Annotated in this window: 30 protein-coding genes and 1 pseudogene; all 31 read right to left on the bottom strand. The window is 58.8% G+C overall.

All coding sequences use genetic code 11. The features are described from left to right. The 31 genes and pseudogenes from BAA01_10200 to BAA01_10050 all read right to left on the bottom strand — a co-directional run bounded on the left by BAA01_10200 (position 1) and on the right by BAA01_10050 (position 25612). Positions 1-933: pseudogene (locus BAA01_10200) on the bottom strand (hypothetical protein). After that, entirely contained in the window at positions 933-2795 is a 1863-nt protein-coding gene (locus BAA01_10195) for an NADH-quinone oxidoreductase subunit L (GenBank protein ID OUM85065.1), read from the bottom strand. Before BAA01_10195 ends, BAA01_10200 begins: the two are co-directional and overlap by 1 nt. Positions 2796-2800: 5 nt before the next feature. Further along, complete coding sequence (locus BAA01_10190) at positions 2801-3109, bottom strand: NADH-quinone oxidoreductase subunit K (GenBank protein ID OUM85064.1); 309 nt, start codon at positions 3107-3109, stop codon at positions 2801-2803. After that, positions 3110-3613 carry an NADH:ubiquinone oxidoreductase subunit J gene (locus tag BAA01_10185; protein OUM85063.1) on the bottom strand — a complete coding sequence of 168 codons (504 nt, stop codon included), beginning with the start codon at positions 3611-3613 and terminating at the stop codon, positions 3110-3112. Further along, the gene (locus BAA01_10180; protein ID OUM85076.1) at positions 3614-4024 is read right to left on the bottom strand and encodes an NADH-quinone oxidoreductase subunit I; all 411 of its coding nucleotides are present in this window, start codon (positions 4022-4024) and stop codon (positions 3614-3616) included. A gap of 69 nt (positions 4025-4093) precedes the next feature. After that, positions 4094-5113 carry an NADH-quinone oxidoreductase subunit H gene (locus BAA01_10175; GenBank protein ID OUM85062.1) on the bottom strand — a complete coding sequence of 340 codons (1020 nt, stop codon included), beginning with the start codon at positions 5111-5113 and terminating at the stop codon, positions 4094-4096. Beyond that, on the bottom strand, positions 5113-6210 hold the full coding sequence (locus tag BAA01_10170) for an NADH dehydrogenase (protein ID OUM85061.1): 1098 nt from the start codon (positions 6208-6210) through the stop codon (positions 5113-5115). The genes BAA01_10175 and BAA01_10170 overlap by 1 nt, the downstream gene beginning before the upstream one ends. 39 nt (positions 6211-6249) lie before the next feature. Continuing rightward, entirely contained in the window at positions 6250-7173 is a 924-nt protein-coding gene (locus BAA01_10165; protein ID OUM85060.1) for a hypothetical protein, read from the bottom strand. Continuing rightward, complete coding sequence (locus BAA01_10160; GenBank protein OUM85059.1) at positions 7170-7703, bottom strand: NADH dehydrogenase; 534 nt, start codon at positions 7701-7703, stop codon at positions 7170-7172. The genes BAA01_10165 and BAA01_10160 overlap by 4 nt, the downstream gene beginning before the upstream one ends. After that, positions 7694-8059, bottom strand: coding sequence for an NADH:ubiquinone oxidoreductase subunit A (locus BAA01_10155; protein OUM85058.1), 366 nt, complete (start codon positions 8057-8059; stop codon positions 7694-7696). Before BAA01_10155 ends, BAA01_10160 begins: the two co-directional genes overlap by 10 nt. Positions 8060-8274: 215 nt before the next feature. After that, positions 8275-8676, bottom strand: coding sequence for a F0F1 ATP synthase subunit epsilon (locus BAA01_10150; protein OUM85057.1), 402 nt, complete (start codon positions 8674-8676; stop codon positions 8275-8277). Further along, on the bottom strand, positions 8673-10085 hold the full coding sequence (locus BAA01_10145) for a F0F1 ATP synthase subunit beta (GenBank protein OUM85056.1): 1413 nt from the start codon (positions 10083-10085) through the stop codon (positions 8673-8675). Before BAA01_10145 ends, BAA01_10150 begins: the two co-directional genes overlap by 4 nt. A 42-nt stretch (positions 10086-10127) precedes the next feature. After that, positions 10128-10964: a F0F1 ATP synthase subunit gamma gene (locus BAA01_10140; protein OUM85075.1), complete on the bottom strand. Its 837-nt coding sequence runs from the start codon at positions 10962-10964 to the stop codon at positions 10128-10130. Between the two features lie 125 nt (positions 10965-11089). Further along, a complete protein-coding gene (locus BAA01_10135) occupies positions 11090-12613 on the bottom strand; it encodes a F0F1 ATP synthase subunit alpha (GenBank protein ID OUM85055.1) in 1524 nt (507 codons plus the stop codon). A 40-nt stretch (positions 12614-12653) separates the two neighbouring features. Continuing rightward, positions 12654-13187: an ATP synthase F1 subunit delta gene (locus BAA01_10130; GenBank protein ID OUM85054.1), complete on the bottom strand. Its 534-nt coding sequence runs from the start codon at positions 13185-13187 to the stop codon at positions 12654-12656. After that, entirely contained in the window at positions 13184-13669 is a 486-nt protein-coding gene (locus BAA01_10125) for an ATP synthase F0 subunit B (protein OUM85053.1), read from the bottom strand. Before BAA01_10125 ends, BAA01_10130 begins: the two co-directional genes overlap by 4 nt. A 105-nt stretch (positions 13670-13774) precedes the next feature. Further along, positions 13775-13993, bottom strand: coding sequence for a F0F1 ATP synthase subunit C (locus BAA01_10120; GenBank protein OUM85052.1), 219 nt, complete (start codon positions 13991-13993; stop codon positions 13775-13777). 131 nt (positions 13994-14124) lie between these two features. Next, entirely contained in the window at positions 14125-14913 is a 789-nt protein-coding gene (locus tag BAA01_10115) for a F0F1 ATP synthase subunit A (GenBank protein ID OUM85051.1), read from the bottom strand. Between the two features lie 14 nt (positions 14914-14927). Then, positions 14928-15323, bottom strand: coding sequence for a hypothetical protein (locus tag BAA01_10110; protein ID OUM85050.1), 396 nt, complete (start codon positions 15321-15323; stop codon positions 14928-14930). Continuing rightward, the gene (locus BAA01_10105; protein OUM85049.1) at positions 15313-15546 is read right to left on the bottom strand and encodes a hypothetical protein; all 234 of its coding nucleotides are present in this window, start codon (positions 15544-15546) and stop codon (positions 15313-15315) included. The genes BAA01_10110 and BAA01_10105 overlap by 11 nt, the downstream gene beginning before the upstream one ends. 167 nt (positions 15547-15713) lie before the next feature. Next, the gene (locus BAA01_10100; protein ID OUM85048.1) at positions 15714-16856 is read right to left on the bottom strand and encodes a UDP-N-acetylglucosamine 2-epimerase; all 1143 of its coding nucleotides are present in this window, start codon (positions 16854-16856) and stop codon (positions 15714-15716) included. Positions 16857-16968: 112 nt separating this feature from the next. Next, positions 16969-17598, bottom strand: coding sequence for a uracil phosphoribosyltransferase (locus BAA01_10095; GenBank protein ID OUM85047.1), 630 nt, complete (start codon positions 17596-17598; stop codon positions 16969-16971). A 60-nt stretch (positions 17599-17658) separates the two neighbouring features. Then, a complete protein-coding gene (locus BAA01_10090) occupies positions 17659-18918 on the bottom strand; it encodes a serine hydroxymethyltransferase (protein ID OUM85046.1) in 1260 nt (419 codons plus the stop codon). 46 nt (positions 18919-18964) lie between these two features. Then, a complete protein-coding gene (locus tag BAA01_10085) occupies positions 18965-19537 on the bottom strand; it encodes a TIGR01440 family protein (GenBank protein ID OUM85074.1) in 573 nt (190 codons plus the stop codon). Positions 19538-19612: 75 nt separating this feature from the next. Further along, the gene (locus BAA01_10080; GenBank protein OUM85073.1) at positions 19613-20104 is read right to left on the bottom strand and encodes a ribose 5-phosphate isomerase B; all 492 of its coding nucleotides are present in this window, start codon (positions 20102-20104) and stop codon (positions 19613-19615) included. 62 nt (positions 20105-20166) lie between these two features. Then, complete coding sequence (locus BAA01_10075; GenBank protein ID OUM85072.1) at positions 20167-20808, bottom strand: hypothetical protein; 642 nt, start codon at positions 20806-20808, stop codon at positions 20167-20169. Between the two features lie 64 nt (positions 20809-20872). Further along, complete coding sequence (locus BAA01_10070; GenBank protein ID OUM85045.1) at positions 20873-21451, bottom strand: hypothetical protein; 579 nt, start codon at positions 21449-21451, stop codon at positions 20873-20875. Between the two features lie 99 nt (positions 21452-21550). Further along, a complete protein-coding gene (locus BAA01_10065) occupies positions 21551-22693 on the bottom strand; it encodes a threonylcarbamoyl-AMP synthase (GenBank protein OUM85071.1) in 1143 nt (380 codons plus the stop codon). Between the two features lie 197 nt (positions 22694-22890). Further along, positions 22891-23511 (bottom strand): stage II sporulation protein R, encoded by a 621-nt coding sequence (locus BAA01_10060; protein OUM85070.1) that lies wholly within the window; start codon positions 23509-23511, stop codon positions 22891-22893. A gap of 124 nt (positions 23512-23635) precedes the next feature. After that, a complete protein-coding gene (locus tag BAA01_10055; protein OUM85044.1) occupies positions 23636-24529 on the bottom strand; it encodes a protein-(glutamine-N5) methyltransferase, release factor-specific in 894 nt (297 codons plus the stop codon). Positions 24530-24535: 6 nt separating this feature from the next. After that, positions 24536-25612, bottom strand: a complete 1077-nt coding sequence (locus BAA01_10050) for a peptide chain release factor 1 (protein ID OUM85043.1) — start codon at positions 25610-25612, stop codon at positions 24536-24538. Positions 25613-25663 lie beyond the last annotated feature (51 nt).

Genomic DNA, 25663 nt, shown 5'->3' with positions numbered 1-25663 from the left:
CTGCTGGACGAGCGCGAGAAACCCGCCGTAGAACAGGTTCACCAGACCAAGGATGGCCAAGAGGGACCCCAGACTGGCCATCAGATCGGGGAACAGCCCCACGCCGAGGCGCATCATTCCGTACCCGCCGATCTTCAACACCAGTCCCGATTCCAGCATCACGACGGCCGGATGCGCTTCCTGGTTCACCCGAATCATCCAGGTATGCAGCGGCACCACGGGCAACTTGACCGCAAAAGCGGCAAGGATGGCCAGGAGCACGCCCCAGCGAAGCGGATCGCCGAGACCTGCCATCGTCCGGTACTGTTCATTCCCCAGCATCGACTGCAATTGCAGAAAATCCAGCGTCCCCGTATGTAACAACAAAACGATCAGGGCCAAAAGCAATATCAGCGACCCAATCCCGTTATAGAGGAGAAACTGAATGCCGGCCGACTCCCGTTCTCTGAAACCCCAGAAGCTGATGAGAAAATACATCGCCACAATCACCAACTCAAAGAACAGGAAAAACAGGAGCAGGTTCAGGGAGACAAACGTTCCCAAAAGCCCCGCCTCAAGGAGGAAGAGCAGCATCAGGAACGCTTTCACCCGCTCTGCAAGGTGCACCGCCGCAAGGGCGACCACGCAGCTGACGATGGCCGTCAAAAGGATGAGCGCCATCGACAGCCCGTCAACGCCCACCGTATATTCAAAGACAAATCCTTGCCCCATCCCCCCCGGGATAGGGATCGCAAACCAAGGGACTGAGCCGTCAAACTGCATCCCTTCGGCATCCCGGTCAAACTGGGCATACATCAGCAACGCAAGCACCAGCGGCACCAGCGCAACCAGTACGCCCACCGTTTGCAAAAGCCGCTTGCTTTCCCGCGGGAGAAAGGTGAGGATGAGGATGCCAAGCAGCGGCGACAGCAACAGTGCCGTTGTCCAGAGCATCACAGCCAGACACCCCCCAGGGTCAAGATCAGAAGCAGGACGACCAGTCCCACCACGCTGACCAGATGGGCGGTCTGCACCTGTCCTGTCTGCAAGCCCGCCCCCAGCCGGCCCACACCCGCGGCCAGCATCCCTGCCAGCGCCACCAGACCGGAAATGATCCAGCGGTCAATCCACTGCAACAGTCTGCCCATCTGAACGGCAAGCCAAACCACCGTCACCCGATACAGTTCATCAATCCAGTACTTGTTCAGCAACACCTGATAGACCGCAGAAAACCGGTCAGCCAGACGCGCCGGCGACAATGCCTCGCGGTAATACATCAGGAAGGCCAGCCCGATGCCACCCAACGCCAGCAGGACAGACAGGACCGTAATCCAGCCGTTGAACGTGGGCGCCGCATAGGAAGCGGTCAACTGATCCGCGCTCAGCCAACTGGCCAGGCCGTGGCTCCACGGCGTGTTGACCCATCCGGCGACGACGCTCAGAATGGCCAGTATAATCATGGGTACCGACATCTCGCGGCCGATGGGCCGGATCAGTCCCTCCTTTTGCGGCGCACCGGCAAACACCATGAAGTACAGGCGAAACATGTAAAAGGAGGTGAAAAAGACGGCGGCGAGCGCCAGCCAGAAAAGAAAGGGATGGCCGCTCTCCCAGGTGGCCAGCAAGATCTCTTCTTTGGAAAAATAGCCGGCAAACGGAGGAATTCCCGAGATGGCCAGCGCCCCGATCAAAAACACCCATCCGGTCAGCGGCATCTTCCGCCAGAGACCGCCCATCTCCCGGATATCCTGCGTATGGAGCGCATGAATCACTGCGCCCGCGGCGAGGAACAACAGCGCCTTGAAAAAAGCGTGCGTGCCCAGGTGAAAGACGGCCGCGGTATATCCGGCCGCTCCCAGAGCCAACATCATGTAGCCCAGTTGGCTGACCGTCGAATAGGCCAGCACCCGCTTGATGTCCGTCTGCACAAGGCCGATGGAAGCGGCAAAAATGGCCGTAAAACCGCCCACTGCCGCAACCACCAACAGCGCCGTCTCTGACGCCTCAAACAACGGATAGGTCCGCGCCACCAAGTACACCCCGGCGGCCACCATGGTGGCTGCGTGGATCAATGCGCTGACCGGCGTCGGTCCCTCCATCGCATCCGGCAGCCACGTATGCAGCGGAAACTGTCCCGATTTGCCCATCGCGCCAATAAAGATCAGGATGGCCGTAAGGGTCACCATCCCGGACGGGATCTTTCCCGCATCCACCGCCGCGAAAATTTCGCTGAACTGGAAGGAACCCACCTGCCAGAACAGCAGGATCATCCCGGCAAAAAGGGCCACGTCGCCCACCCGCGTCATCAGAAACGCCTTCTTGGCCGCCTCACGCGCCTCCGGCTTGAAATACCAGAAACCGATCAGCAAGAACGAGCTCAGGCCTACCAGCTCCCAGAAAATGTAGGTCTGCAACAGGTTGGGAGAGATCACCAGCCCCAGCATGGAAAAGGTAAACAGCGCCAGGTAGGCGAAATAGGTGCCGTACCGCTCATCGCCCTGCATATAACCCAGCGAGTAAATATGTACCAACAGGCTGACAAAGCTGACAATCCCCAGCATCAGCGCATTGAGCCGGTTCACTTCCAGACCGACCGAGAACGTCGTCTCCCCCGCCGTCAGCCAGCTGACCTGCCGCACGAAAGACCCTGCCATCATCCACTGTTCGGCCAGGACGTACAACGAGAGGACAAACGAGACGGCAACCGCCAGAGAGGCAAGATACCCTGCCGCCTGCTTGAGCCTGCTGCCGAATCCGATCAGAAAAAGAAAGACCAGCAGCGGAAGTACCGGTATGAGCCAAATATATGCGGTCATCGGGATCACCTCTTCATCAAATCCATCTCGTTGACCTCAGCCGTGCCCCTGTTTCGGAAGAGGGCAATCAGGATGGCCAGCCCCACCGACGCTTCGGCTGCCGCCACCGTGAGAGAAAACAACGTGAACACCTGGCCGTCCAGTCCCGGAAACAGGCCGTATTTGGAAAAGGCCACCAGGTTCAGGTTGACGGCGTTGAGCATGAGCTCAATGGAAAGCAAGACAATCACGGCATTGCGCTTGGTCAGCACGCCGAACAATCCGAGACAAAACAAAATCGCCGCAATGGACAGATAAGACGCCAGATTTACCATCTAATCCTCCACCTCCCGTCTGGCCAAGACAACGGCCCCGACCAATGCCGCCAACAACATCATTGCCGCCAGTTCAAAGGGGATCACGTACTTGTTGAACAGCGCCAGCCCAAGCTCCTTGACGTTGTTCTCCGCCAGCGGCTTGTCCGCAGGCGCCTGCCATGGGGTGGTCATAATCCCATACAGGAGAAACACGAAGAGCCCCCCAACACCCGCCACGGCAAACAAGGTGTGCACCGGGCGGCGGATGGGGATGTCTTCCGCATCATGGCGCGTCATCATAATTCCGTAGATCATCAGGATGGTAATCGCCCCGGAATACACCATGATCTGGGCAAAGGCGATAAACTCCGCCTCCAGCAACACATAGATGCCGGCCAGTCCGAAAAAGGTAAAAGCCAGCGCCACCACCATGTGTACCACTTTGTACAGGTTGAGCATGTAGAGCGCCCCGCCGATGGCGACCATGGCCAGGACGAAAAAGGCGATCAGGGTCCAGTCCATTCAAGCGTCACCTCGGCGGATCTTTGTGTCATTCTCGCTCAGCCATTTCATGTCCTTGAACAATTCGTCACGGCTGTAGACGGACAGCTCGTAGTTGTTGGTCATCAGGATGGCTTCCGTTGGGCAAACCTCCGTGCACAAGTCGCAGAGGATGCAGATCTCGAAATTGATGTCAAAACTCTCCAGCACCTTTCCCTTGCCTGCGGGATTCGGCTTGCCCTGAATGTCGATGCACTGCGTCGGGCAGATCCGCTCGCATTGCAGACAGACAATGCATTTGTCCACATCCAGGTATTGGATGCCGCGGAAACGCTCCGGCATCTCCAGCGGCTTGTCAGGATAATCATAGGTGGACTTCTGCTCAAACATCTGCTTGAAGGTATACCCCAGGCCTTTCATAAAGCCGGGAATGGCTGACATTTTTTCCACCTCCAGATGGAAAACCTTCCGATTTTCGAATCACGTTTTCAAAACACGTTCTCAAACCATGGCCTTGATCAGGGCCGTCGCCACCAGGTTCAGCAGGCTGACCGGAAGCAGCACCTTCCAGGCAAACTTCATCAGCAGCTCCGTCTTGAAACGGGGCATCGTGGCCCGCAGCCAGATCCAGTAAAAGACGACCGCCACAAACTTCAGGAGAAACCAGATGATTCCCGGAACCGCCTGCAAAAACTGCAGGCCCGGCACCCATTGCAAAGGCGGCAGCCAGCCGCCGAGAAACAGCACGACGATCAGGGAGGACATGGCAAACATGTACACATACTCCGTCAGCATGAAGATGGCGAAGCGGAAACCGCTGTACTCCGTGTGATACCCGGCCACCAGCTCCGATTCCGCTTCCGGCAGGTCAAAAGGCGAGCGGTTCATCTCCGCATTGGCGGCGATCAAAAAGATCAGGAACCCGATGATTTGAGGAACGACAAACCAAACGCCCATCTGCTGCTGGTATTCCACGATGCCGCGCAGATTCATCGTGCCGGCCATCACAACCACCCCAAGCACCGAGAGGAGCAGGGGGATTTCGTAGCTGATCATCTGGGCAGCCGAACGCATCCCGCCGAGCAGGGAATATTTGTTGTTGGAAGCCCACCCCCCAAGCAGGATGCCCAGGATGGTAATGCCGCTCAGCGCGATGTAAATCAGCAGGGCCACGTTGGTGTCCGTAAAACCGATGGCGTCCGTAAACGGGATCACGGCAACGACCGTGAAAGAAGGCACAAAGGCGAGCACCGGGGCCAGGATGAACAGCGGCTTGTCAGCCAGCTTCGGGATGATGTCCTCCTTGAGGAGCAGCTTCAGCACATCGGCCGGTGTCTGAAGGAGCCCGAACGGCCCCACCTGCGTCGGTCCGTGCCGCAGCTGAATCCAGCCGATCACTTTCCGCTCGAAGTAGATGACATACGTGACAAATCCGAGCACGATGACGAGCAGCAACACCGCGAAAAGCGCCATCCAGACAAAAGTGCCGAACGTCATCGGCTGGTGCAGCCAGTCGATCATCAGCCGTCCACCTCCCCAAGGACAATGTCAATGGCACCGAGAACCGCCACAAAGTCGGACATCGAAAGGCCCACGGCCAATTTCGGGAGAATCTGCAGGTTCACAAAGGAAGGACGGCGAAACTTGATCCGGTAAGGCCGGTCCTTGCCGTCGCTGACAATGTGGCAACCCAGCTCTCCCCGTGCCCCCTCGATGGAGGTGAACACTTCACCCTTGGGCGGACGCAGCATCTTCGGCACCTTCGCCATGATCGGCCCATCCGGAATCTGCGCCACCGCCTGCTCCACAATCCGCAAGGACTGCCGGATTTCCTCCAGGCGCAACATATACCGGGCATAGCAATCCCCTTCCTCCGAAAGGGGAACCTCAAAGTCAAACCGGTCGTAGATCGAATAGGGCTTGAACTTGCGGATGTCGTAATTCACCCCGGTACAACGCAGGTTGACCCCGCTCAGCCCAAAGGCCAGGGCCGTCTCCGCGTCATACTTTCCGACCCCGCGCATCCGGGAGAGGAAGATTTCGTTCCCCGTGACCAGCGTGTGAAACTCGTCCACTTTCTGGCGCATGCGCTGGACAAACTGCGCCACTTTCTCCAGCCAGCCCTCCGGCGCATCCCACTTGACACCGCCGACGCGCATGTAGCTGTAGGTCAGGCGCGCCCCGCACAGTTCATTGAACAGATTGAGAATCGTCTCCCGCTCGTTGAAAGCAAAAAGAAATGGACTTAACGCCCCGATGTCCAGCAGGTAGGTCCCAAACCAAACCAGGTGACTTGCCACCCGGTTCAGCTCCATGGTAATGACCCGCAAATACTCTGCCCGCTCGGGGATCTCCAAGCCCATCAACGTTTCCACAGCATGTACCAGGTTATAGTTGTTCAACATCGCCGCCAGATAATCCATCCGGTCGGTATAAGGAATGATCTGGGTAAAATTGAGATCTTCCGCCAACTTCTCCGTTCCCCGGTGCAAATAGCCGACGACGGGCTCCACATGCGTGATCCGCTCCCCATCCAACGTCACGACAAGACGCAAGACGCCATGGGTGCTGGGATGCTGGGGCCCCACGTTCAACGTCAATTCTTCGGTCCGAATCATCTCCGTACACCTCCAACTCGTCCACCAGCGGCACACGCGCTAAATCTCGATGTCATACGGCTCATAATCCTTGCGCAGCGGATGGCCCACCCAGTCCTCCGGCAGCATGATACGGCGCAGATCGGGGTGCCCGGCAAACCGAATTCCCAGCAAATCGTACGCCTCCCGTTCCTGCCAGTTTGCTCCTGCCCAAACGGAAACCACCGAAGGAACGCTTGGCTCTTCCCGATCCGTCCTGACCTTCACGGTGAGGTGTTCACGGTGCGCGATGGAGACGAGGTGGTACACCACTTCCATGTATTGAACGTAATCGACACCCACAATGTCACTCAGGTAAACAAAGGAAAGCTCCGGATCCTCCTTGAGGAAACGGGCCACCTCCAGCCAGTGTTCCTTGTTCACAACCAGGGTCGGCCGATCCTGGCTCAGGCGGTTGATCAACGCCTCTTCCACCACACCCTCGCCAAACCGCTCCTTGAGCCGCCCGACAAGCCTGTCTAACCAGGGTTGTTTGGGCGAGGGTTTCTCCGGCTTCTCTTCCGCCTGCTTGCCGGCGCCTGCCCTCGGCGCTCCTGCCGCACGGCCTCTCGCCGGGGCTTTCGCTTCCTGACGCGGCGACGCGGTCTGGGGACGGGGAGTCTTGTCCGTTTCCGGGTCATCCACCTGGCTGGCCGTCGTCCCGCGGGCGCCCGCACCAGGCTTTCCATCCCGCTCTCTGGCCAGCTTCTCGGTTACCTCGCCGGCATCCGTTCCGCCCGCTTGCCTCGCGCCACCCGTTTCACTTGCGCCGTCCGCTTCACTTGCGCCTCCTGCTTCACTCGCGCCGCGCGCCGCCTCAGCCCCACCGGCTTCGCCCGTTTCATTCGCCGCGGCGGCTGTCGCTTTTTCCTCTTGTCCCGCCGGCGCCCGCTCCGCCTTTTCTTCCGGCTGCGGTGCGCGCTTGGTGTCCTCTTCCCGGCTCATCCGTCGGTCACCTTCTTTCCGGTTCGCGCCTCGTAGCGGATTTTATACTGCAATTTCTTGATTCCGTATATCAACGCCGCCGGATTGGGAGGGCAGCCCGGAATATACACGTCTACCGGCACAATCTGATCCACGCCCTTGACCACCGCATAGGAACGGACATAGGGCCCGCCTGCCGTGGCGCAGGAACCCATCGCGATCACATACTTGGGTTCCGGCATCTGATCGTACAGCCGCCGGAGCAGCGGTCCCATCTTCTTCGTCACGGTCCCGGCCACGATCATCAAATCAGACTGTCGCGGCGACGGCCGGAAGATCACGCCGAACCGGTCCAAATCGTAATGCGGTGCGCCCGCGTTCATCATCTCAATGGCGCAGCAGGCCAGGCCGAACGTCAAGGGCCACATCGAGTTGCTGCGCGCCCACGCCTTGATCTGTTCCACGGTCGTAAAAAGAACATTCCGCTTTAACTCCTCAGCGGCCTGCAGCTCCTCCAGATCCAGCCCTTCCAGTTCCAATTCTAAACCCATTCTAACACCTTCTTCTTCCAGGCATAGACCAAACCGATGAACAGCAGAACGACAAACAGAACGGCTTCGATGAACGCAAACAATCCCAACTGGTCAAAAGCGACCGCCCATGGCAACAGGAACAGCGCCTCCACGTCAAAAAGCACGAACAACAAGGCAAACATGTAGTAACGAACATGAAAACGCACCCAGCTTTTTCCCTTCGGGTCGACACCGCTTTCATACGTGGTTTGCTTTTCCGGCGTCGGGTTGCTGGGTCTCAAAAGACGTCCCACAAACAAAGCCGCGATTGGCAGAAAGATGCTCAACAGCAAAAAAACGGAGAGCATCAAGTAACTGTTGAGATATGTGTCCATGGCTTCCCCCCATTGGCCGTTCGCAAATCGCTGACTGGTGCGATCTTCTGTTGGTAGGTCCTCACCTATTGTCATTCCAGTTTCCTGTACATTTTAAACCATGTTAAATTTTTCCGCTCCCATTATAACAAATTGACGATTTTGTGTCTAATCACGACCCCGGAAAAAAAGCAGGCGCCCCTTTCATGGAGAGGCACCTGCTCTGACGACAGGCCTTACTTGCGGGCCAGTTTGAGACGGTTCATGGCGCGCTGCAACGCAAGCTCGGCCCGTTTGAAGTCGATCTCCTCCGAACCTTTCTCCGCGAGCCGCCGCTCTGCCCGCTCCTTCGCAGCCAGGGCACGGTCGACGTCGATCTCCTCCGGAAATTCGGCCGCCTCCGCCAGGACGACCACCCTTTCCGGGGTCACCTCCAGGAATCCGCCATGGACCGCCAATTCGTGCGTCTCTTCCGCCTCTTTGATCCGCAAGATGTCAATGGCCAGGTTGGCAACCAGGGGGGCGTGTCCAGGCAAAATGCCGATTTCCCCGACCGTGGTCTTGGCCACCACCATCTCCACTGGCCGACTGATGACCGTCCGTTCCGGCGTAACCAGATCAAATTGTACCGTGCTCATCGTGCCATCCGCTTCGCTCTCTCGACCGCCTCTTCAATGGTGCCCACCATCAGGAAGGCTTCCTCAGGCAAGTCGTCGTGTTTTCCTTCGACAATCTCCTTGAAGCTGCGGACGGTCTCCTTGACGGGCACGTATTTGCCGGGAATATTGGTAAACTGTTCGGCCACATGGAACGGCTGCGAAAGGAAGCGCTCCAGACGGCGGGCCCTGTGCACGATCAGTTTGTCCTCGTCGGAGAGTTCATCCATGCCGAGAATGGCAATGATGTCCTGCAGTTCCTTGTAACGCTGCAGAATCCGCTGTACTTCCCGGGCCACCCGGTAATGCTCTTCCCCAACCACGGCCGGATTGAGCAAGCGGGATGTGGATGCCAGCGGGTCCACAGCCGGGTAGATCCCTTTTTCCGCAATGCTCCGCTCCAGGTTTGTGGTCGCGTCCAGGTGAGCAAAGGTGGTCGCCGGCGCCGGGTCGGTGTAGTCGTCAGCCGGCACGTAAATGGCCTGGATCGAGGTAACGGACCCTTTCTTGGTCGAGGTGATCCGTTCCTGCAGCTGTCCCATTTCCGTCGCCAGCGTCGGCTGGTAACCCACCGCCGAAGGAATCCGTCCCAACAGCGCGGATACTTCCGAACCGGCCTGTGTGAAACGGAAAATGTTGTCGATGAACAACAACACGTCCTGGCCTTCCCGGTCGCGGAAATACTCCGCCATCGTCAGCCCGGTCAAGGCCACGCGCAGGCGGGCGCCAGGCGGTTCGTTCATCTGGCCGAACACCATCGTCGTCTTGGAAATGACGCCGGATTCCCGCATTTCGTGATAAAGATCGTTCCCTTCGCGCGTCCGCTCGCCCACGCCCGCAAAGACGGACAAGCCGCCGTGCTCCTGGGCGATGTTGTGAATCAGTTCCTGGATCAAGACGGTTTTCCCCACGCCGGCTCCTCCGAAGAGACCGATCTTTCCACCGCGCGCATAGGGAGCCAGCAAGTCAATCACCTTGATCCCCGTCTCCAGAATCTCCTCTGTGGCGGACAGTTCCTCAAACGAAGGGGCAGGCCGGTGAATCGGGTGGTACTCTGTCGCCTTCACCTCGCCCGCGTTGTCAATCGGCTCGCCCAGAACGTTGAAGACGCGGCCCAATGTGGCTTCCCCAACCGGCACGCTGATGGGCTTGCCGGTGTCCACGGCCTCCATTCCCCGTACCAAACCATCCGTGGAAGCCATCGCAATACAACGGACGACGTTATCGCCGAGGTGTACCGCCGCTTCCACCGTCAGGTTGATGTCCCGCTCATGTTCCGACCTCGCCCGATGTTCGATGCGAATGGCGTTGTAGATTTCAGGCAAGTGGCCGCGCTCGAACTGGATGTCGACAACGGGCCCCATCACCTGTAACACACGTCCCTTGTTCAAACACATTCCCTCCTTACCATCCCGTTACGATCTATAAATCCGCTATCCCTGCAGGGCATTGGCGCCGCCGACAACCTCGGAAACTTCCTGCGTGATGGCCGCCTGTCTGGCCCGGTTGTAATAGAGGTTGAGTTGCTTGATCATCTCACCGGCGTTATCCGTCGCATTGCCCATTGCGGTCATCCGCGCTGCCTGTTCGCTGGCCTTGGCGTCCAGCAGAGCGGCATAAATCAGGCTCTCCGCATACTTGGGCAAAAGCGCCGACAACACTTCTTCCGGTGAGGGCTCATACTCGTACACATAACGCTTGGCAGACCCCTGCTGGTCGTTCCCCAGCTCTTCCAGCAGGTTGACCAACGGCAGGAGCAACTCTTCGCGCGGCTGCTGCTGCACGGGATTGACGAAATGGTTGTAGTACAGATACAGTTCGTCAAAGGCCTCCTCGGCAAACAGCGACACCGCCGCGGAAGAGATATCCTTGATGTCGGCATACGTGGGAAAATCGGACAGCCCCACGATCTGCCTGATCACCGGGTAGCCGCGCTTGCGGAAAAAGTCCGCGCCTTTGCGTCCGATCACGAAAATGACGTATTCTTCCGGAGACTGGTGCCGCTGGCGGATCTTCCCTTCCACTAACCTCAGCAGGTTGGCGTTATAGCCGCCGGCCAGTCCCCGATCGGAGGTGATTACCAGGTAACCGGTTTTTTTCACTTCCCGCCGGCTGAGCATGGGATGGCGAAAGCCGCTCGAGCCGGCGGCCACACTGGCGATCACCTCGCGCATCTTATCCGCATAGGGACGGGAGGATTGCGCCCGTTCCTGACAGCGGCGCAACCTGGCGGAAGCCACCATTTCCATCGCCTTGGTCACTTGCTGCATGTTTTTGGCACTGCGTATCCGGTTTTTGATCGCTTTCGTCCCTTGCAAATGAACTCACCACCTTTGCGAGTGGTCATATGAGGAATCGTTCCAGCTTCCGCGCGGGCAGTCAGGAGGCAGCGCCGTCACGCCTTGCTGGAGACAAAGCCTTTCTTGAAGTCTTCAATGCATTTTTGCAGTTTTTCCTCTGTCTCAGCGCTCAAGTCTCCAGTCTCACGAATCGCTTTGAGCACTTCCTGTCCCTGCGGCTGGGCATCCATGTAAGCGAGGAATTCGGATTCAAAGCGCAGGACATCTTCCACCGGATACTCGTCCAGATACCCTTTCACAGCCGTGTAGATGCTGACCACCTGCTTTTCCACGGGCATCGGCTTGTACTGATCCTGTTTAAGAATCTCCATCGTCCGCTGTCCGCGAATCAGCCTGGCCTGTGTCGCCTTGTCCAGATCGGAGCCAAACTGGGCGAAGGCAGCCAGCTCCCGGTACTGCGCCAGGTCGAGACGCAGCGTCCCGGCCACTTTCTTCATCGCCTTGATCTGCGCCGCTCCCCCTACCCGCGAAACGGACAGACCGACGTTGACCGCGGGGCGTTGGCCCGAGTAGAACAGATCGGATTCAAGGAAGATCTGACCGTCCGTAATCGAGATCACGTTTGTCGGAATGTAGGCCGACACGTCACCGGCCTGCGTCTCAATAAAGGGCAATGCCGTCAGCGACCCGCCTCCCAGCTCGTCGTTCAGCTTGGCGGCCCGCTCCAGCAGGCGGGAGTGCAGGTAGAAGACGTCACCCGGATAAGCTTCCCGGCCTGGCGGACGGCGCAAGAGGAGCGACAACTCCCGGTAGGCAGCCGCCTGTTTGGACAGGTCATCGTATACGACCAGCACGTGCTTGCCCTTGTACATGAAATATTCGCCCATGGCGCAACCGGCATACGGCGCCAGGTACAAGAGCGGTGCCGGCTCCGATGCGGAGGCGCTGACGACAATGGTGTAATCCATCGCGCCGTGCTTTTTCAACGTCTCCACGACGCTAACCACCGTCGACTGCTTCTGTCCGATGGCCACGTAGATGCAGATCATGTTCTGGCCCTTTTGGTTGATGATCGTGTCCACGGCAATCGCCGTCTTTCCGGTCTGGCGATCCCCGATGATCAGCTCCCGCTGGCCGCGGCCGATCGGCACCATCGAGTCGATCGCCTTGATACCGGTCTGCATCGGCTCATGCACCGACCGCCGATCGATCACGCCAGGGGCGGGAGATTCAACCGGACGGTATTCGCTCGTCTGAATCGGACCCAGCCCGTCGATGGGCTGACCCAGCGGGTTGACCACCCGTCCCAGCAGGGCCTCGCCCACCGGCACCTCCATAATCCGTCCCGTCCGCTTGACGCGGTCGCCTTCGTGAATGCCGGTGAAGGGACCCATGATCACGACGCCGACGTTGTCCTCTTCCAGGTTCTGGGCCATTCCCATGACGCCATTTTCAAACTCCAAGAGTTCTCCGGCCATCACATTGGACAGGCCATAGACACGCGCAATCCCGTCACCAACCTGGATGACGGTCCCGACATCGCTGACTTCCAGTTCGGTCTGGAAGTTGGCGATCTGCTGCTTGAGTATGGTACTGATTTCCTCAGGTCGGATGCTCATTGATTCACCCCTTCTCTCACATTACTGCCCTAACCTGCTGTCAGGCTGTCACCAGTTGTTTCTCCATCCGCTGCAGAAGACCACGGACGCTGCCGTCGTACAGCCGGTCGCCGATCCGGACCAGCACCCCGCCGATCAGCTCGGGGTCTGTCTCCTTGTGCAGGACGACCTCCGTCTTTCCGGTCAACTCCTTCAGCGAGGCGGCGAGGTGCTCCTCTTCTGTCTCCGTCAGCGGGAACGCGGACGATACATGCGCATGGACCACACCCTTGTACTCGTCCACCATGTCCAAATAGCTTCTGACCACCTGGCTGATGAGCAGTGCACGCCTGTTTTTGAGCAAAATCAGCAGGAGATGCAATACTTCAGGGGAGACCTTTTCCCCGTACAGCTGGCGAACCGCGGATTGCTTGTCCTGAGCCGACACCTGCGGGTTGGCCAGCCACTCCCGCCAAGGGGCATGTTGATCGATACTGTCTCTGATCAGCGTCAAGTCAGCGGCGATCTCATCCAGCCGCCCCTGTTCCAGCGCCAGTTCAAACATCGCCTTGGCATATCGCTTTGCCACCATCATTGCACTTTCCCTACCTGTTCGACAAAGCTGTCAATCAGCTCACGCTGCGCTTGCGGATCGATTTCCTTTTCGATGATTTTGGCCGCAATCTGAACAGAAAGGACAGCCATTTGCTCGCGCATCGCGGCAAGGGCCACCTCTTTCTCCCGCTGAATTTCAGCCAGTGCCTGCTGCCGCTGGCGTTCGGCTTCCGCCTTGGCCTGGCTGATGATTTCTTCCGCCTGCTTCTCGCTTGTCACGCGGGCGCGTTCGACAATCTCGCGCGCCTCCTCGCGCGCCTGCTTGAGGAGCTGTTTCTGTTCAGCCAGTAGCTGTTCCGCCTCCTGGCTGCGGGCAGCCGCCTCCTCAATCTGTCTGGCGATCTCCTCCTGACGCTTGGCCATCACTCCGATCAGCGGACCAAACGCGTAGCGGCTCAGCAGCCAGAAAAGAATTCCAAACGCGATAATGGTGATCAAAAAATTGCCGATGTGAAACGCCAAGCCGACTCACTCCTTTTTTCTCTGATACAAGACAAAGGCGGGGCGAGATCTGCCGCCGCCCTGATCATCCCCCGCTCCTGTCCGTCAGGAGCTTTTCGTCCTTTGTTAGGAGAAGAAGGCAAGCAAACCAATAACCACCGCGATGATCGGCAAGGCTTCAACCAGACCGAAGCAGATAAACATCAGACCCATCAAACGACCCTGCAATTCGGGCTGCCGGGATACCCCTTCCACGGTACGGCCAAACAGCAACCCGTTGCCAATCCCTGCTCCAACGGCGGCCAGACCTGCTGCAATCGCTGCGGCTAAAATATTGAGACTCATTAATGTCAGCACTCCTTTCACAATTTGAAGACAAATATTTGGAAATGGCAGCAACCTGTCATGAAATGAAGCAAGATATCATATCATGAAACCCATGGTTCACATCCATGGCTCGGGAAAAATTCCGGAAATCAGTGACTGTGTTCAATTTTCCGGCTGATATAGACCATGCTCAGGACTGTAAAGATAAAGGCCTGCACGGCGCCGACAAACACGCTGAATCCCTGCCAGACAATCATCGGCACGATACCGACCGCGCCCAGCATGAGAATGACCGCGATCAGCACCTCGCCCGCGAAGATATTGCCAAAAAGACGCAGGCCCAGCGTCAGCGTGTTGGCCACCTCTTCAATCAGGTTGAGCGGCAAAAAGACGGGATAAGGTTCGACAAAATGTTTCAGGTAGGCTTTGGGACCGGCCATGCGAACGCCGAGGATATGACTGAGAACGATGATCATGAATGACAACCCCAGCGTCACACTGGCATCAGCTGTCGGCGATTTCCACCAGACCATGGAGACGCCGTGCTTGCCCTCCGCCTCCGCCTCTGCCAGCATCTCTTCCGAAACCACCTCGATCCCCAGAATGGTCAGGGGTTCGGTGTGTTCGGTCTCGATCACCCAGATCAGTCCCAGAAGATTGGCGACGAAAATGAACATGATCAAGGTCAGCCCCAGCGAGAGGAAGCGTTCCCCTTTCCGCAGGTCCATCGCGATGCCGATGATGTTGCGGACAAAATCCACCAGCCATTCCAGGACGTTTTGCAATCCCCGGGGCACGCCCGTGGTCGCGCCACGTGCGCCGAACCAAGCAATGAGAAACACGATGACCATCGTGATCAGCGTCATGTAGAGGGTGGACAGGTCAAACGTCAACCACGGCAGACTCTCCAGCGGCACCCAGACCGGACTCTCATGCAACGGTATCACCCCTTTCACGGTTGGTTATTGCGGATAGAGTATTCCTTGAGGGTTAACAGGCCATGAATGAGGGTCATGGCCGGGGCTGTCACAAGTCCCAGGATCGTGCCGAGCAAATCCACCTGCGGCCAGCGCCAGGCCACCAGGGCTGCCAGGATGGCCATGCTGAACCGGAATGGCGTGCCAGCCGCAAGCCGCGGCCGCCTCCCGGTCAGGTTGTACCATCTGAAAAACCGCCGCACCCTCCAGGCCATGTGCAACGCATTGACGAGGCTGACCAGGCTCCCCACGATGAGGCCCAGGAAAAACGGTTTCCATGGCGTAAATCCCCAGCCGAGCACCCAAACCGCCATGAGCAGCAGCATCAAACGAACCAGGCCGTTCACCCGGCGGGTCAAATCATCGTTCATGGCCATCTCCCGCCAAGCGCTTGACAATGGGCAAAAGGCTTAACACCCAGCCGAGCAAACCCAGCAACATGCCCAGGATCATGAAAAGAGGCATCGTCTGAAAGATGCGATCCAGCCAGCGTCCCAGCGCCACGCCGAGGAGAAAAAAGATGGCCAGATCGATGCCGATCACGCTGACGATCGCAGCCGCCCGCCATAGGTTCCCGCGCTCGGGGTGGGTCACGCCTCGCTCTCCTTTCTGGCCTCAAGCTCCCGATTCTGTTTCTTGCATACTCGTGGAAACGCTTCTCGTGTCCTATGCTATGGTACAATAGCCGGGTAACCATGTCAACGAAAGGCACAGGGTCCCCGGCTATTTCCAGCTGTTCCATGCGATTTGTGACAAAATTGTCACAAAGACGCTTGCGGCGAAAAAGGTTCAGGCGGTTCTTTTTCAAATCCGAAATGGTAACCAATCGCCCGGGCAATCCTTGCGGCAGCCTGTCCGTCGCCGTAAGGGTTGGCCGCCTGCGCCATCCGGCGATACGCGTCCTCGTCACGCAGGAGCCGGTCGGCTTCGGCAAAAATCCGCTCTTCGTCCGTTCCCACCAGCCGCAGCGTCCCCGCCTCCACACCCTCCGGCCGTTCCGTCTTCTCCCGCAGCACCAGTACCGGCACCCCGAAAGCGGGTGCTTCCTCCTGAACGCCGCCCGAATCGCTGAGTATCAGGTGCGCGCGGGCTTCAAAGTTGTGAAAATCCAGGACATCCAGCGGTTCGATCAAGTGAATTCGCGGATGTCCGCCGAGCCCTTCCCGGACCGTTTCCTGCACCGCCGGATTGAGGTGTACCGGGTATACCACGGCAATCTCCGGATGCTCCTCCACGAGGCGCAAAACGGCGCGGCAGATCCGGCGCAGGGGCTCTCCAATGTTTTCCCGCCGGTGCGCCGTCATCAGCACCATCTTTTTTCCTGCGATCTTTTCCAAAACGGGGTGGCTGTAGTCCGGACGGACCGTCGTCGCCAGCGCGTCAATCACCGTGTTGCCGGTGATCCAGATCTGCCCGGAGGGTTTGCGTTCCCGGCGCAGGTTCTCAGCCGCCCATTTCGTCGGCGCAAAATGCAGGTCAGCCAGCACGCCCACCAGCTGCCGGTTCATCTCTTCCGGGTATGGCGCGTTTTTGTCGTATGTACGCAAGCCCGCCTCCACATGTCCCACCGCCACATGATGGTAAAAGGCGGCCAAAGCCGCGGCAAAACTGGTGGTGGTATCCCCGTGGACCAGGATCAGATCAGGGCGCAACTCCTGGATGATGCGCTCCAGCCCTTCCAGCACGCGCGTGGTAATCTGGGTCAAACTCTGCCTGGGCGTCATGATGTTCAAGTCATAATTCGGATCAATGGCAAATGCCTCCAACACCTGATCCAGCATCTGCCGGTGCTGGGCGGTGACACAGACATAGGAACGGATGCCCGGCATCTGCCGCAGGCGATGAACCACCGGTGCCATCTTGATCGCCTCCGGCCGGGTGCCGAATACACTGAGAACCTTCATCTATGACGGACAACTCGCTGTCCTCTACCCTCCCTTTTGCTTCTCCTTGCTTGCGCCATACGTTCCGGTTTCTTTCTTGCTGTGTTTTTTCTTCTCTCTGTTTTTTCTTCGCTTACTTGGTCCCAAACAACCGGTCTCCGGCATCCCCCAGGCCGGGAACGATATACCCGCACTCATTCAGGCGTTCATCCACCGCGGCGACATAAATGTCCACATCCGGATGCTCCTCCTGAATCCGCCGAATTCCCTCCGGGGCCGCAACCAGGCACATCAACTTCACACTTTTGGCGCCCCGTTCTTTCAGCAGCGCAAGCGCCGCCGCAGCGGAACCGCCGGTCGCCAGCATCGGATCGATGACAATCAATTCCCGTTCCGCGATGTCCGTAGGCAGCTTGACATAGTATACCACCGGCTGCAGCGTCTCGTGATCCCGATACAATCCCACATGCCCCACCTTGGCCGCCGGAATCAGCTTCAGTATGCCGTCCACCATGCCCAATCCGGCCCGCAAGATGGGGATGATGCCCAGTTTTTTGCCGCTGATCACGCGGCTTCTGGCAGTCCCCACCGGCGTTTCGATCACCACTTCCTGCAACGGCAGGTCGCGGGTGATTTCATAAGCCATCAGCGTGGCCACTTCGTCCACCAGTTCGCGGAACTCCTTGGTCCCCGTGCGCCGGTCGCGAATAAAGGTCAACTTGTGCTGAATCAACGGATGATCAAAATGATAAACTTTGCCCATGTTTTCCCTCATCCCCAGTCGCCAGTTTCTCTTCCGCGCAAGGCGTTCTCCGCCACCGCTTCACGCCTCGGCATAACGAAGCTGGGCATACAAGGGAAAACGCCGGGTCAGCTCAGCCACTTTGCGGCGGGCCTCCTCCTTGACCGCCGCATTGTCCCGCTCCTTGAGCACCGACGCGATGATCCCGGCAATTTCGACCATCGCCTCCGCATCCATGCCACGCGTCGTGACAGCCGGCGTGCCGATGCGGATGCCGCTGGTGACCATCGGCTTGGCCGGATCGTACGGAATGGCATTTTTGTTCACGGTGATATTCACCTCGTCGAGAATGGCCTCCGCCTCTTTGCCGGTCAGGCCGAGGTTGCGCACATCCACCAGGATGAGGTGATTATCTGTCCCGCCGGATACCAGCTGCAGCCCATGATTCATCAGCGATTCGGCCAGCGCCTTGGCATTCTCCACCACCTGCCGGCAATAATCCCGGAACGCAGGCTGCAGCGCCTCGCCAAAAGCCACCGCCTTGGCGGCGATCACATGCATCAGGGGGCCGCCTTGAATCCCCGGGAAAATGGCCTTGTCGATCTCCTTGGCAAACGCCTCCTGGCAAAGAATCATGCCGCCCCGCGGCCCGCGCAGCGTCTTGTGGGTGGTGGTGGTGACAAAATGAGCGTACGGAATCGGAGACGGATGCAGCCCGGTGGCCACCAAGCCGGCGATGTGGGCCATGTCCACCATCAAATAAGCTCCGACCTCATCGGCGATCTCCCGCAATGCGGCGAAATCGATCACCCGCGGATAGGCGCTGGCCCCTGCCACAATCAGCCTGGGACGGTGCTGGCGCGCCAGCTCCCGCACTTCATCGTAGCGGATCAGGTGGGTTTTTTCATCCACCCCGTAAGGGATGAACTGGTACAGCTGGCCGGAAAAGTTGACCGGGCTGCCGTGGGTCAGGTGACCGCCGTGGGCCAGGTTCATCCCCAGCACCTTGTCGCCGGGCTTCAGCACGGCACTGTAGACGGCCATGTTGGCCTGGGCGCCGGAGTGCGGCTGCACGTTGGCGTGATCGGCCCCAAAAAGCTGTTTGGCCCTCTCCCGCGCCAACTCTTCCACAACATCCACATACTCGCAGCCACCATAATAGCGGCGCCCAGGATACCCCTCGGCGTATTTGTTGGTCAAAACGGTACCCAGCGCCTCCAGCACGGCCGGACTGACGAAGTTTTCCGAAGCGATCAACTCGATGTTCTGGTTTTGCCGCTGCAATTCCTTTTGCAGCGCGGAGGCCACCTCCGGATCCTGCCTGACGAGATGTTCCAGCATGTTTGACGTTCCCCTTTCTTTGCTAAAATGGCAGACGATTGACGCGTCAGTTCCTCGAATACACAGCCCGTGAGCCGCCAATCAGCTTGGGCCTTGTCCACGCGGCGGTGACATGGGCACGGCCCACTTGCCGGCAGGATGGCCGAAAAGGAACCGCAACCGGCTTCAAGTGCATCCCGATCAGAGTGTCGCCAATGTCGATGCCGGCATCCGCCCGGATGGCCTCGACCACCACCGGATCCTCCATGTGGGCAAATGCATAGGCAGCCAGCGCCCCTCCCGCTTCAGGAACCGGAACCACCGTCACCGGCTCCCAGGAATGGGCCATCGCGGTGCTCCGATCCACCACCAACGCCCGATTGAGATGCTCGCAACACTGGTAGGCCATCCGGATGTCCCGTTCCCGGGCCACCTCTTCTGCCGCGCGAAAAATCCGTGCCGCAATCGCCTCGCTGCCCTGTTTGCCAATCGGATGGCCCTGTACCTCGCTGGTGCTGGCCCCGATCACCCAAACCTGCGGCGCTGCAGGCCCCCTCTTTTGTCCCTGCCACAACGCTTCCCTCTGTTTCTCCCACAATTCTTCCAGAATGGATCGGACCGCCTGATAGACGCCGTCCAGATCCAAAGTGCCAGCCGCTCCGCATACGGGCGTCTCTGCCAGCTGCCGGTTCCGATCGCTCACCGGCTCACCTCCTCATTTCCCTGCCCCATCGCAACAGGAAGGCAGATGATCAGGCTCCGGATGTTCCTGTGCTTCCAGCTCCCGGATCTTTTCGATGCGCCGCTGATGCCGCCCGCCGGCAAACGGCGTTGTCAACCAAATCCGCACGATCTCCCGCGCCAGCCCCGGGCCGATCACCCGCTCCCCCATCGCCAGCAGGTTGCTGTCGTTATGTTCCCGCGTCGCCCGCGCGGAAAAGGCATCATGCACCAAGGCGCAACGTATTCCGCGCACCTTGTTCGCCGCAATCGTCATGCCAATCCCGGTGCCGCAGATCAGAATCCCGCGATCAAATTCGCCCGCTGCCACCTTTTTCGCCACCGGGATGGCAAAATCGGGGTAATCTACAGAATCAGGCGAATGGGTGCCGAAATCCTCGTAGATAACCCCCATCTCTTCCAGTTCTTTCTTAATCTCTTCCTTCAGGCGAAACCCCCCGTGGTCTGCCGCTAGTGCCACTCTCAACTGGCCGTTTTCCATGAAAGGCTCCCTTCCTCTCTGCAAACTCCTCTGCAAACTCCCTGCCATTATAACGCATCTTCGGGCTGGCTGACAGAGGCTGCCAACAACTGTAACAAATGGCGGATGTTCTCCTCCAGCTCATCCCGTGTCTGCCGGTAAACTTCCAGCTCTCCGCCGAACGGATCCCTGACGTCCAGCGAAGAAAAATAGGACTCCAGGTACTCCCATGAAAAATCATCAGGCCCATCCCCTGACTCCCCGGACTCCTGTGGCTGCTTCGCTTTGGACTCCTCTGGCCCTTCCGCTTCCGCCGCCGGCGACGCACCGGTGGCTTCCGCATCGGCTCCGGCCGCCTTTTGCGGGCCATGTTCCCGTATGTACTCCTTCAAGGTAAACGTCTTATCCTGAAAATCAGGAAACTCCTCCCACAAGTGGCGCTTATGTTGCATGGTCATCGTCAACACCAGATCTGCCCATTTCATATCCTCCTCCTCCAGCATGGCAGCCTGGTGCTCCATCTCAATTCCCCTTTCGCCCAGCGCCTCACGCGCATATTGGCTCAACGGGTCGCCAGGCGCGGCATACAATCCCCGGGAGCGCACCTCAAGCGCATAGGGCAAAGCCAGTTCCTTCCCCAGTTTTTCCGTCAATGCGGCGGCCATCGGCGAACGACAGGTATTGCCCGTGCATACGTAAAGCAGTCGGATGGTTCTCACGTCCTTGTCCCCCCTTTCACGATCTGGCATCCCTTTCATGCGTCATCGAACACCTTCATAATAAAAATGATACTCCAAACACCACCAATATCAAACCCCCCAGGATTTCCCCCACCATCCCCAGTTGCTGCCCGACGCGGCGCCCCAGCACCAGTCCGGCCAGGGACATCCAAAAACCGCAAAAACCAAACACCAACAGGGAGAGGATGATGTCAACCGAAAAAAGCCCCATCGAAAAACCAATCGCCAAGCTGTCCACGCTGACGCCAAACGCCAGGAGGATGAGCCACCACAGGGACCCGTCAAGCCCGCTTCGCATCTCCAGGGAGGATCCCCGCAACCCGGAGACGATCATTTGCACACCCAACAAAAACAAAAGCAGGCCGCCCAGCAAGACAGCCATGTAACCCATGCGATGGCTGAGCCAGCCGCCAACCAGGATACCCAACGTCGGCGACAAAATATGAAACATCCCGACCAGCAAACTCAAATAAACCATCTGCCGGCGCCGAATTCCACTCATCCCTACGCCGATTCCCAGTGAAAGTGCATCCATCCCCATGGCCATGGCAATGGAACCAATCGTCAGCCACTGGCCAATCTGGACCATCACCGCATCCAGCGCCTCTGCCATGCTACCCCTCCCGGCCCTTGTCTGTCGTCTCCTGTCCAATATATGCGACAAGCCGGAGGGTTAGCATCCTTTTTGGCTGATAGGAACGCTTTTGACTATTCACGCTTTTGACTGATAGGAACCCTGGGCTGATATGAAACGGCCGCCGCTGGCCTTCTCCAGGCGATTCATGATCGCCGCGCCAATCCCTTCGGACGCAAAGGACTCGGCATAGATCACCTGGATATCCGCCGCATCAAACTGGCGCAGACAGGCATACAAAAACCGGGCCACCGTCTCCAGCCGGCTGCGCCTGCCGCAAGGGAGAACGAGCACCGGCAAACCAGCCAGCGCCTGCCGGTAATAGGCTTCCCCTTCCTCTGTCGTCAGGATTCCCACCCTGAGCCCCGAACATCCACGAGCGCGAGCCTCTTCCACAATCCGGCGGCGCACCTCAGCCAGCGAACCCTTGACCAGCCACAGCTGCCCTTTTGGCGCATAATGGGTGTACTTCATCCCGGGCGCACGCGGCACCAGGGAATCCTCCCGCCCGGGGGCAGATCCCTGTTTTTCTTCAAGCCCTGCCGCCGGGATCGCTGTGCCCAGGACACGCTCCAGCTCCTCCCGCGTGATGCTGCCGGGCCGCAAGATGACTGGACGGCCTTTGCTCACATCCACCACGGTGGATTCGGTGCCGATGGGTACCGGCCCGCCATCCAACACGCCGGCAATCCGCCCTTTCAGATCCTCCAGTACGTGCCCCGCGGTGGTTGGACTGGGGCGTCCGGACCGGTTGGCGCTTGGCGCCGCCAGCGGAAAACCGCACGCCTTGAGTAACGCCTGCGCGACAGGATGGGAGGGCATCCGGACCGCCACCGTCTCGAGCCCCCCGGTCACCTCCGGGGCAACACGTCCTGACGATGGCAGAATCAAGGTTAACGGCCCAGGCCAGAATGTTTCCATCAGGAGGCGGGCCGCCTCCGGAACGACGGTCACCAGCTCCTCCAGGGACTCCGGATGCCAGATATGGACGATCAACGGATTGTCGCTGGGACGGCCCTTCGCCGCAAAGATCTTCCGAACGGCGTCTGAATGATAGGCATTTGCGCCCAGACCATAAACGGTCTCTGTCGGAAACGCCACCGTCTCCCCCCGGCGCAAGCATGCCGCCGCTTCCTGAACCGCAGGATGCTCCGCAAGCTGCGGCGACTGCGAATCGATCAGCCAATGTGCGGTATCCAGTCGCTTCATCTTGATTTTCATCCCCATCTCTTCCACAAGGTTATCCACAATCTTATCCACAGTTCCGCCAAAACTGTGGATAATTTCAGCATATCAATTTCAGCATATCACAAGAAAGCCCGCCATCCACCCATACGATTCGGGCGTGGCGAGCCATTTCCCGTCCTGGATCCATTCCCTCTTTCACTCTCCATGCATGATTCCCTATGCTTCATCATTCACGATTCCTTCTCAAACCATCCCCGCAACCAGTCCCACAGGAAAAAACGGATTTCGGCATGTAACGGCGCCGAATCGGCCTTCGTTTCCCTTGCCTCCTCTTCCCCCTTGTCCGGATTGTCCGGACCCGCAAAACACAAAGGCGGAAACAGCACGCACCACCAATTGTCACCCTGTCCCTCGCCGAGGATAATCCGCAGCGCCTCATACTGCCCGGCGGGAACCGTGCGGCCACCGAACGTCTTTTTCGGAAAAGGCACCTCGCCGTAATCTACCCTGCTCCGGTAGGGAAAGCCGTTTTCCATCAACACCCGATCCGCCAGGGCCTGCAGCTCGTCAACCCGGTTCCCCAGCACCTGGCGAACCGCATGCACATCCGCCGCATCGCCGACCCAGCGTTCAATCTGCGCGAGAACCGCATCCCTCACCCGGCGTTTGACCCATTGATCAGCCACCGTATTGCTGTTGGCCAGCACGCGAAAGCGGATCGCCTCGTCCGGAATCGTGAAGCTTGCGAGCGGAGATGAAGCGGGCTGAATCGAAAAAGGAACCATCCATGAGTGCAGCAGCCATAATCCGGCCAGCAATGAAAGCGTCAGCGCGCCGGCAAAACGGGACAGAAAACGGCGCAAAAGCGGAATCCACAAAACCCACATTCTCTTCTCCATCGGTTTCTCCTCCTCACCCACCAGTATGGGCAAGGATAAGAAGTTCTAAACCTATGAAAGAAAGAGAATGACGTTCCTAAACCCAACGGGCAAACACAAAACGCGGAATCCCCGCCAGATCGGCCCTCGCCTTGCAATCTGCAAACCCTGCTGTCTTCAGCATCCGGCACACTTCATCCGCCTGGTGAATCCCGACTTCAAAAGCCACCAACGCACCGGGGAGCAGGACCGAAGGAAGATCGCGGATAATCCGGCGGTAGGCATCCAGACCATCTTCCCCGCCGTCCAGCGCCAGGCGTGGCTCATAATCCCGGACGCCCGCCGGCAAGGCGGCCAGGTCGGAGCGGGCTACATACGGCGGATTGGAGATCAAAAGATCCACCCACACCCCCTGCTCCTTGAGGGGCTGACAAAAATCGCCTTCCAGCCAATGGATTTGCCCCTCCATCCCCAGCCGCCGGGCATTCTCTCGCGCCACGGCCAGCGCCGCGGCAGAACAGTCGACCGCCCAGACCTCCCAGCGGGGATGCAGGCGGGCCAACGTGATGGCGATGACCCCGCTTCCCGTCCCGATATCCGCCATGCGAAGGGGGCGTTCGGCGTTCCATCCGGCCTTCACCTCACGCAGCGTCTCCTCCACCAACAGCTCGGTCTCCGGCCGGGGAATCAGGACATGCCGGTTGACTGTAAACGTCATGTCGTAAAAGGAAACCTCTCCGAGAATGTACTGCAGCGGTTCGCCGTCCCGGTGCCGCCTGACCCATTCCTGAAAGACGGCCCATTGTTCCCTGGTCAGGGGCATCTCCGGCTCTGCAAACAGCTCCTCCCGCCGCCAGCCGCCTGCCCCGCAGAGAAGCATTTCCGCCGCCCTTTGCGGACGCTCTACCTGCCCGCGAAAAAAGGAGGAAGCCCAGCGCAGGGCTTCCCGAACGGTCACACCGGCCGCTTCCGGCCTGCCTGCTTCACCCATTTTCCATCACCCGTCTGTTCCGGCCTGTTTCAATCTTTCCGCCTGTTCGTGGGCAATCAGCGCATCGATGATCTCATCCAGATCCCCTTCCAGGATCTGCTCCAGCCGGTGCACGGTCAGGCCAATCCGGTGATCGGTCACTCTCCCCTGGGGAAAATTGTAGGTACGTATCCTTTCACTCCGATCGCCGGTGCCCACCTGGCTGCGGCGTGCACTGGCCTGTTTCTCCAGCTCCTCCTGCCGGTACTTGTCGTACAGGCGGGCGCGCAACACCCGCATTGCCTTCTCCCGGTTCTTGATCTGCGACCGCTCATCCGAGCAGCTGACGACGATGCCGGTGGGCAAATGGGTAATCCGTACCGCCGAATCGGTGGTGTTGACATGCTGCCCGCCTGCCCCGCTGGAGCGGAACACATCGATCCGCAAATCCTTTTCGTGGATTTCCACTTCCACCTCTTCCGCCTCAGGAAGCACCACCACGGTGGAGGTCGAGGTGTGAATCCGGCCTCCCGATTCGGTCACCGGCACCCGTTGCACGCGGTGAGCGCCGCTTTCATACTTGAGCCGGCTGTAGGCACCCTTCCCCTGAATCGTGAAGATCACTTCCTTGAAACCTCCGATCCCGGTCGGATGCGCCTCCACCAACTCGGTCTTCCAACCCTTGCTTTCCGCGTACCGCGTGTACATCCGGTACAGGTCGGCCGCAAACAAGGCCGCCTCTTCGCCGCCTGCCGCGCCGCGGATCTCCATGATCACATCTTTCTCATCATTGGGATCCCGGGGAAGCAGCAAGATCTGAAGGCGGTTTTCCAGCTCCGACTTTCGCGCCGCCAGATTGGCCATCTCTTCCCGAATCCATTCCTTCATTTCCGGATCAGAAGTGTCATTGGCCATCTCCCGGGCCTCTGCCAACTGCTCGTCGACGGAAAGGTACTCCCGATATACCTGCACGATTTCCTGCAAGTCGCTCTGTTCCTTGGAATATGCACGCAGCTTGGCCGGGTCATTGATCACTTCGGGATCGCAGAGCCATTGGCTCAGTTGTTCATAGCGCTCCATGATGGCCGCAAGGCGCTCAAACATGACCCAACCCCCTTTTTCACGTTCCAAAAGACTAACAGAATCATTGTACTA

It is taken from the genome of Bacillus thermozeamaize (genome assembly GCA_002159075.1).
GTDB classification, from domain to species: Bacteria; Bacillota; Bacilli; order ZCTH02-B2; family ZCTH02-B2; genus Bacillus_BB; species Bacillus_BB thermozeamaize.
This window is presented reverse-complemented; position numbering and strand designations above follow the sequence as displayed.

Bases quoted from the DNA above. Each gene is read 5' to 3' on its own strand.
- BAA01_10195 (OUM85065.1), bottom strand. From the start codon at position 2,795: ATGACCGCATATATTTGGCTCATACCGGTACTTCCGCTGCTGGTCTTT.
- BAA01_10190 (OUM85064.1), bottom strand. From the start codon at position 3,109: ATGGTAAATCTGGCGTCTTATCTGTCCATTGCGGCGATTTTGTTTTGT.
- BAA01_10185 (OUM85063.1), bottom strand. From the start codon at position 3,613: ATGGACTGGACCCTGATCGCCTTTTTCGTCCTGGCCATGGTCGCCATC.
- BAA01_10175 (OUM85062.1), bottom strand. From the start codon at position 5,113: ATGATCGACTGGCTGCACCAGCCGATGACGTTCGGCACTTTTGTCTGG.
- BAA01_10170 (OUM85061.1), bottom strand. From the start codon at position 6,210: ATGATTCGGACCGAAGAATTGACGTTGAACGTGGGGCCCCAGCATCCC.
- BAA01_10165 (OUM85060.1), bottom strand. From the start codon at position 7,173: ATGAGCCGGGAAGAGGACACCAAGCGCGCACCGCAGCCGGAAGAAAAG.
- BAA01_10160 (OUM85059.1), bottom strand. From the start codon at position 7,703: ATGGGTTTAGAATTGGAACTGGAAGGGCTGGATCTGGAGGAGCTGCAG.
- BAA01_10155 (OUM85058.1), bottom strand. From the start codon at position 8,059: ATGGACACATATCTCAACAGTTACTTGATGCTCTCCGTTTTTTTGCTG.
- BAA01_10150 (OUM85057.1), bottom strand. From the start codon at position 8,676: ATGAGCACGGTACAATTTGATCTGGTTACGCCGGAACGGACGGTCATC.
- BAA01_10140 (OUM85075.1), bottom strand. From the start codon at position 10,964: ATGCAGCAAGTGACCAAGGCGATGGAAATGGTGGCTTCCGCCAGGTTG.
- BAA01_10135 (OUM85055.1), bottom strand. From the start codon at position 12,613: ATGAGCATCCGACCTGAGGAAATCAGTACCATACTCAAGCAGCAGATC.
- BAA01_10130 (OUM85054.1), bottom strand. From the start codon at position 13,187: ATGATGGTGGCAAAGCGATATGCCAAGGCGATGTTTGAACTGGCGCTG.
- BAA01_10120 (OUM85052.1), bottom strand. From the start codon at position 13,993: ATGAGTCTCAATATTTTAGCCGCAGCGATTGCAGCAGGTCTGGCCGCC.
- BAA01_10110 (OUM85050.1), bottom strand. From the start codon at position 15,323: ATGAACGATGATTTGACCCGCCGGGTGAACGGCCTGGTTCGTTTGATG.
- BAA01_10100 (OUM85048.1), bottom strand. From the start codon at position 16,856: ATGAAGGTTCTCAGTGTATTCGGCACCCGGCCGGAGGCGATCAAGATG.
- BAA01_10095 (OUM85047.1), bottom strand. From the start codon at position 17,598: ATGGGCAAAGTTTATCATTTTGATCATCCGTTGATTCAGCACAAGTTG.
- BAA01_10090 (OUM85046.1), bottom strand. From the start codon at position 18,918: ATGCTGGAACATCTCGTCAGGCAGGATCCGGAGGTGGCCTCCGCGCTG.
- BAA01_10070 (OUM85045.1), bottom strand. From the start codon at position 21,451: ATGGCAGAGGCGCTGGATGCGGTGATGGTCCAGATTGGCCAGTGGCTG.
- BAA01_10065 (OUM85071.1), bottom strand. From the start codon at position 22,693: ATGAAAATCAAGATGAAGCGACTGGATACCGCACATTGGCTGATCGAT.
- BAA01_10055 (OUM85044.1), bottom strand. From the start codon at position 24,529: ATGGGTGAAGCAGGCAGGCCGGAAGCGGCCGGTGTGACCGTTCGGGAA.
- BAA01_10050 (OUM85043.1), bottom strand. From the start codon at position 25,612: ATGTTTGAGCGCCTTGCGGCCATCATGGAGCGCTATGAACAACTGAGC.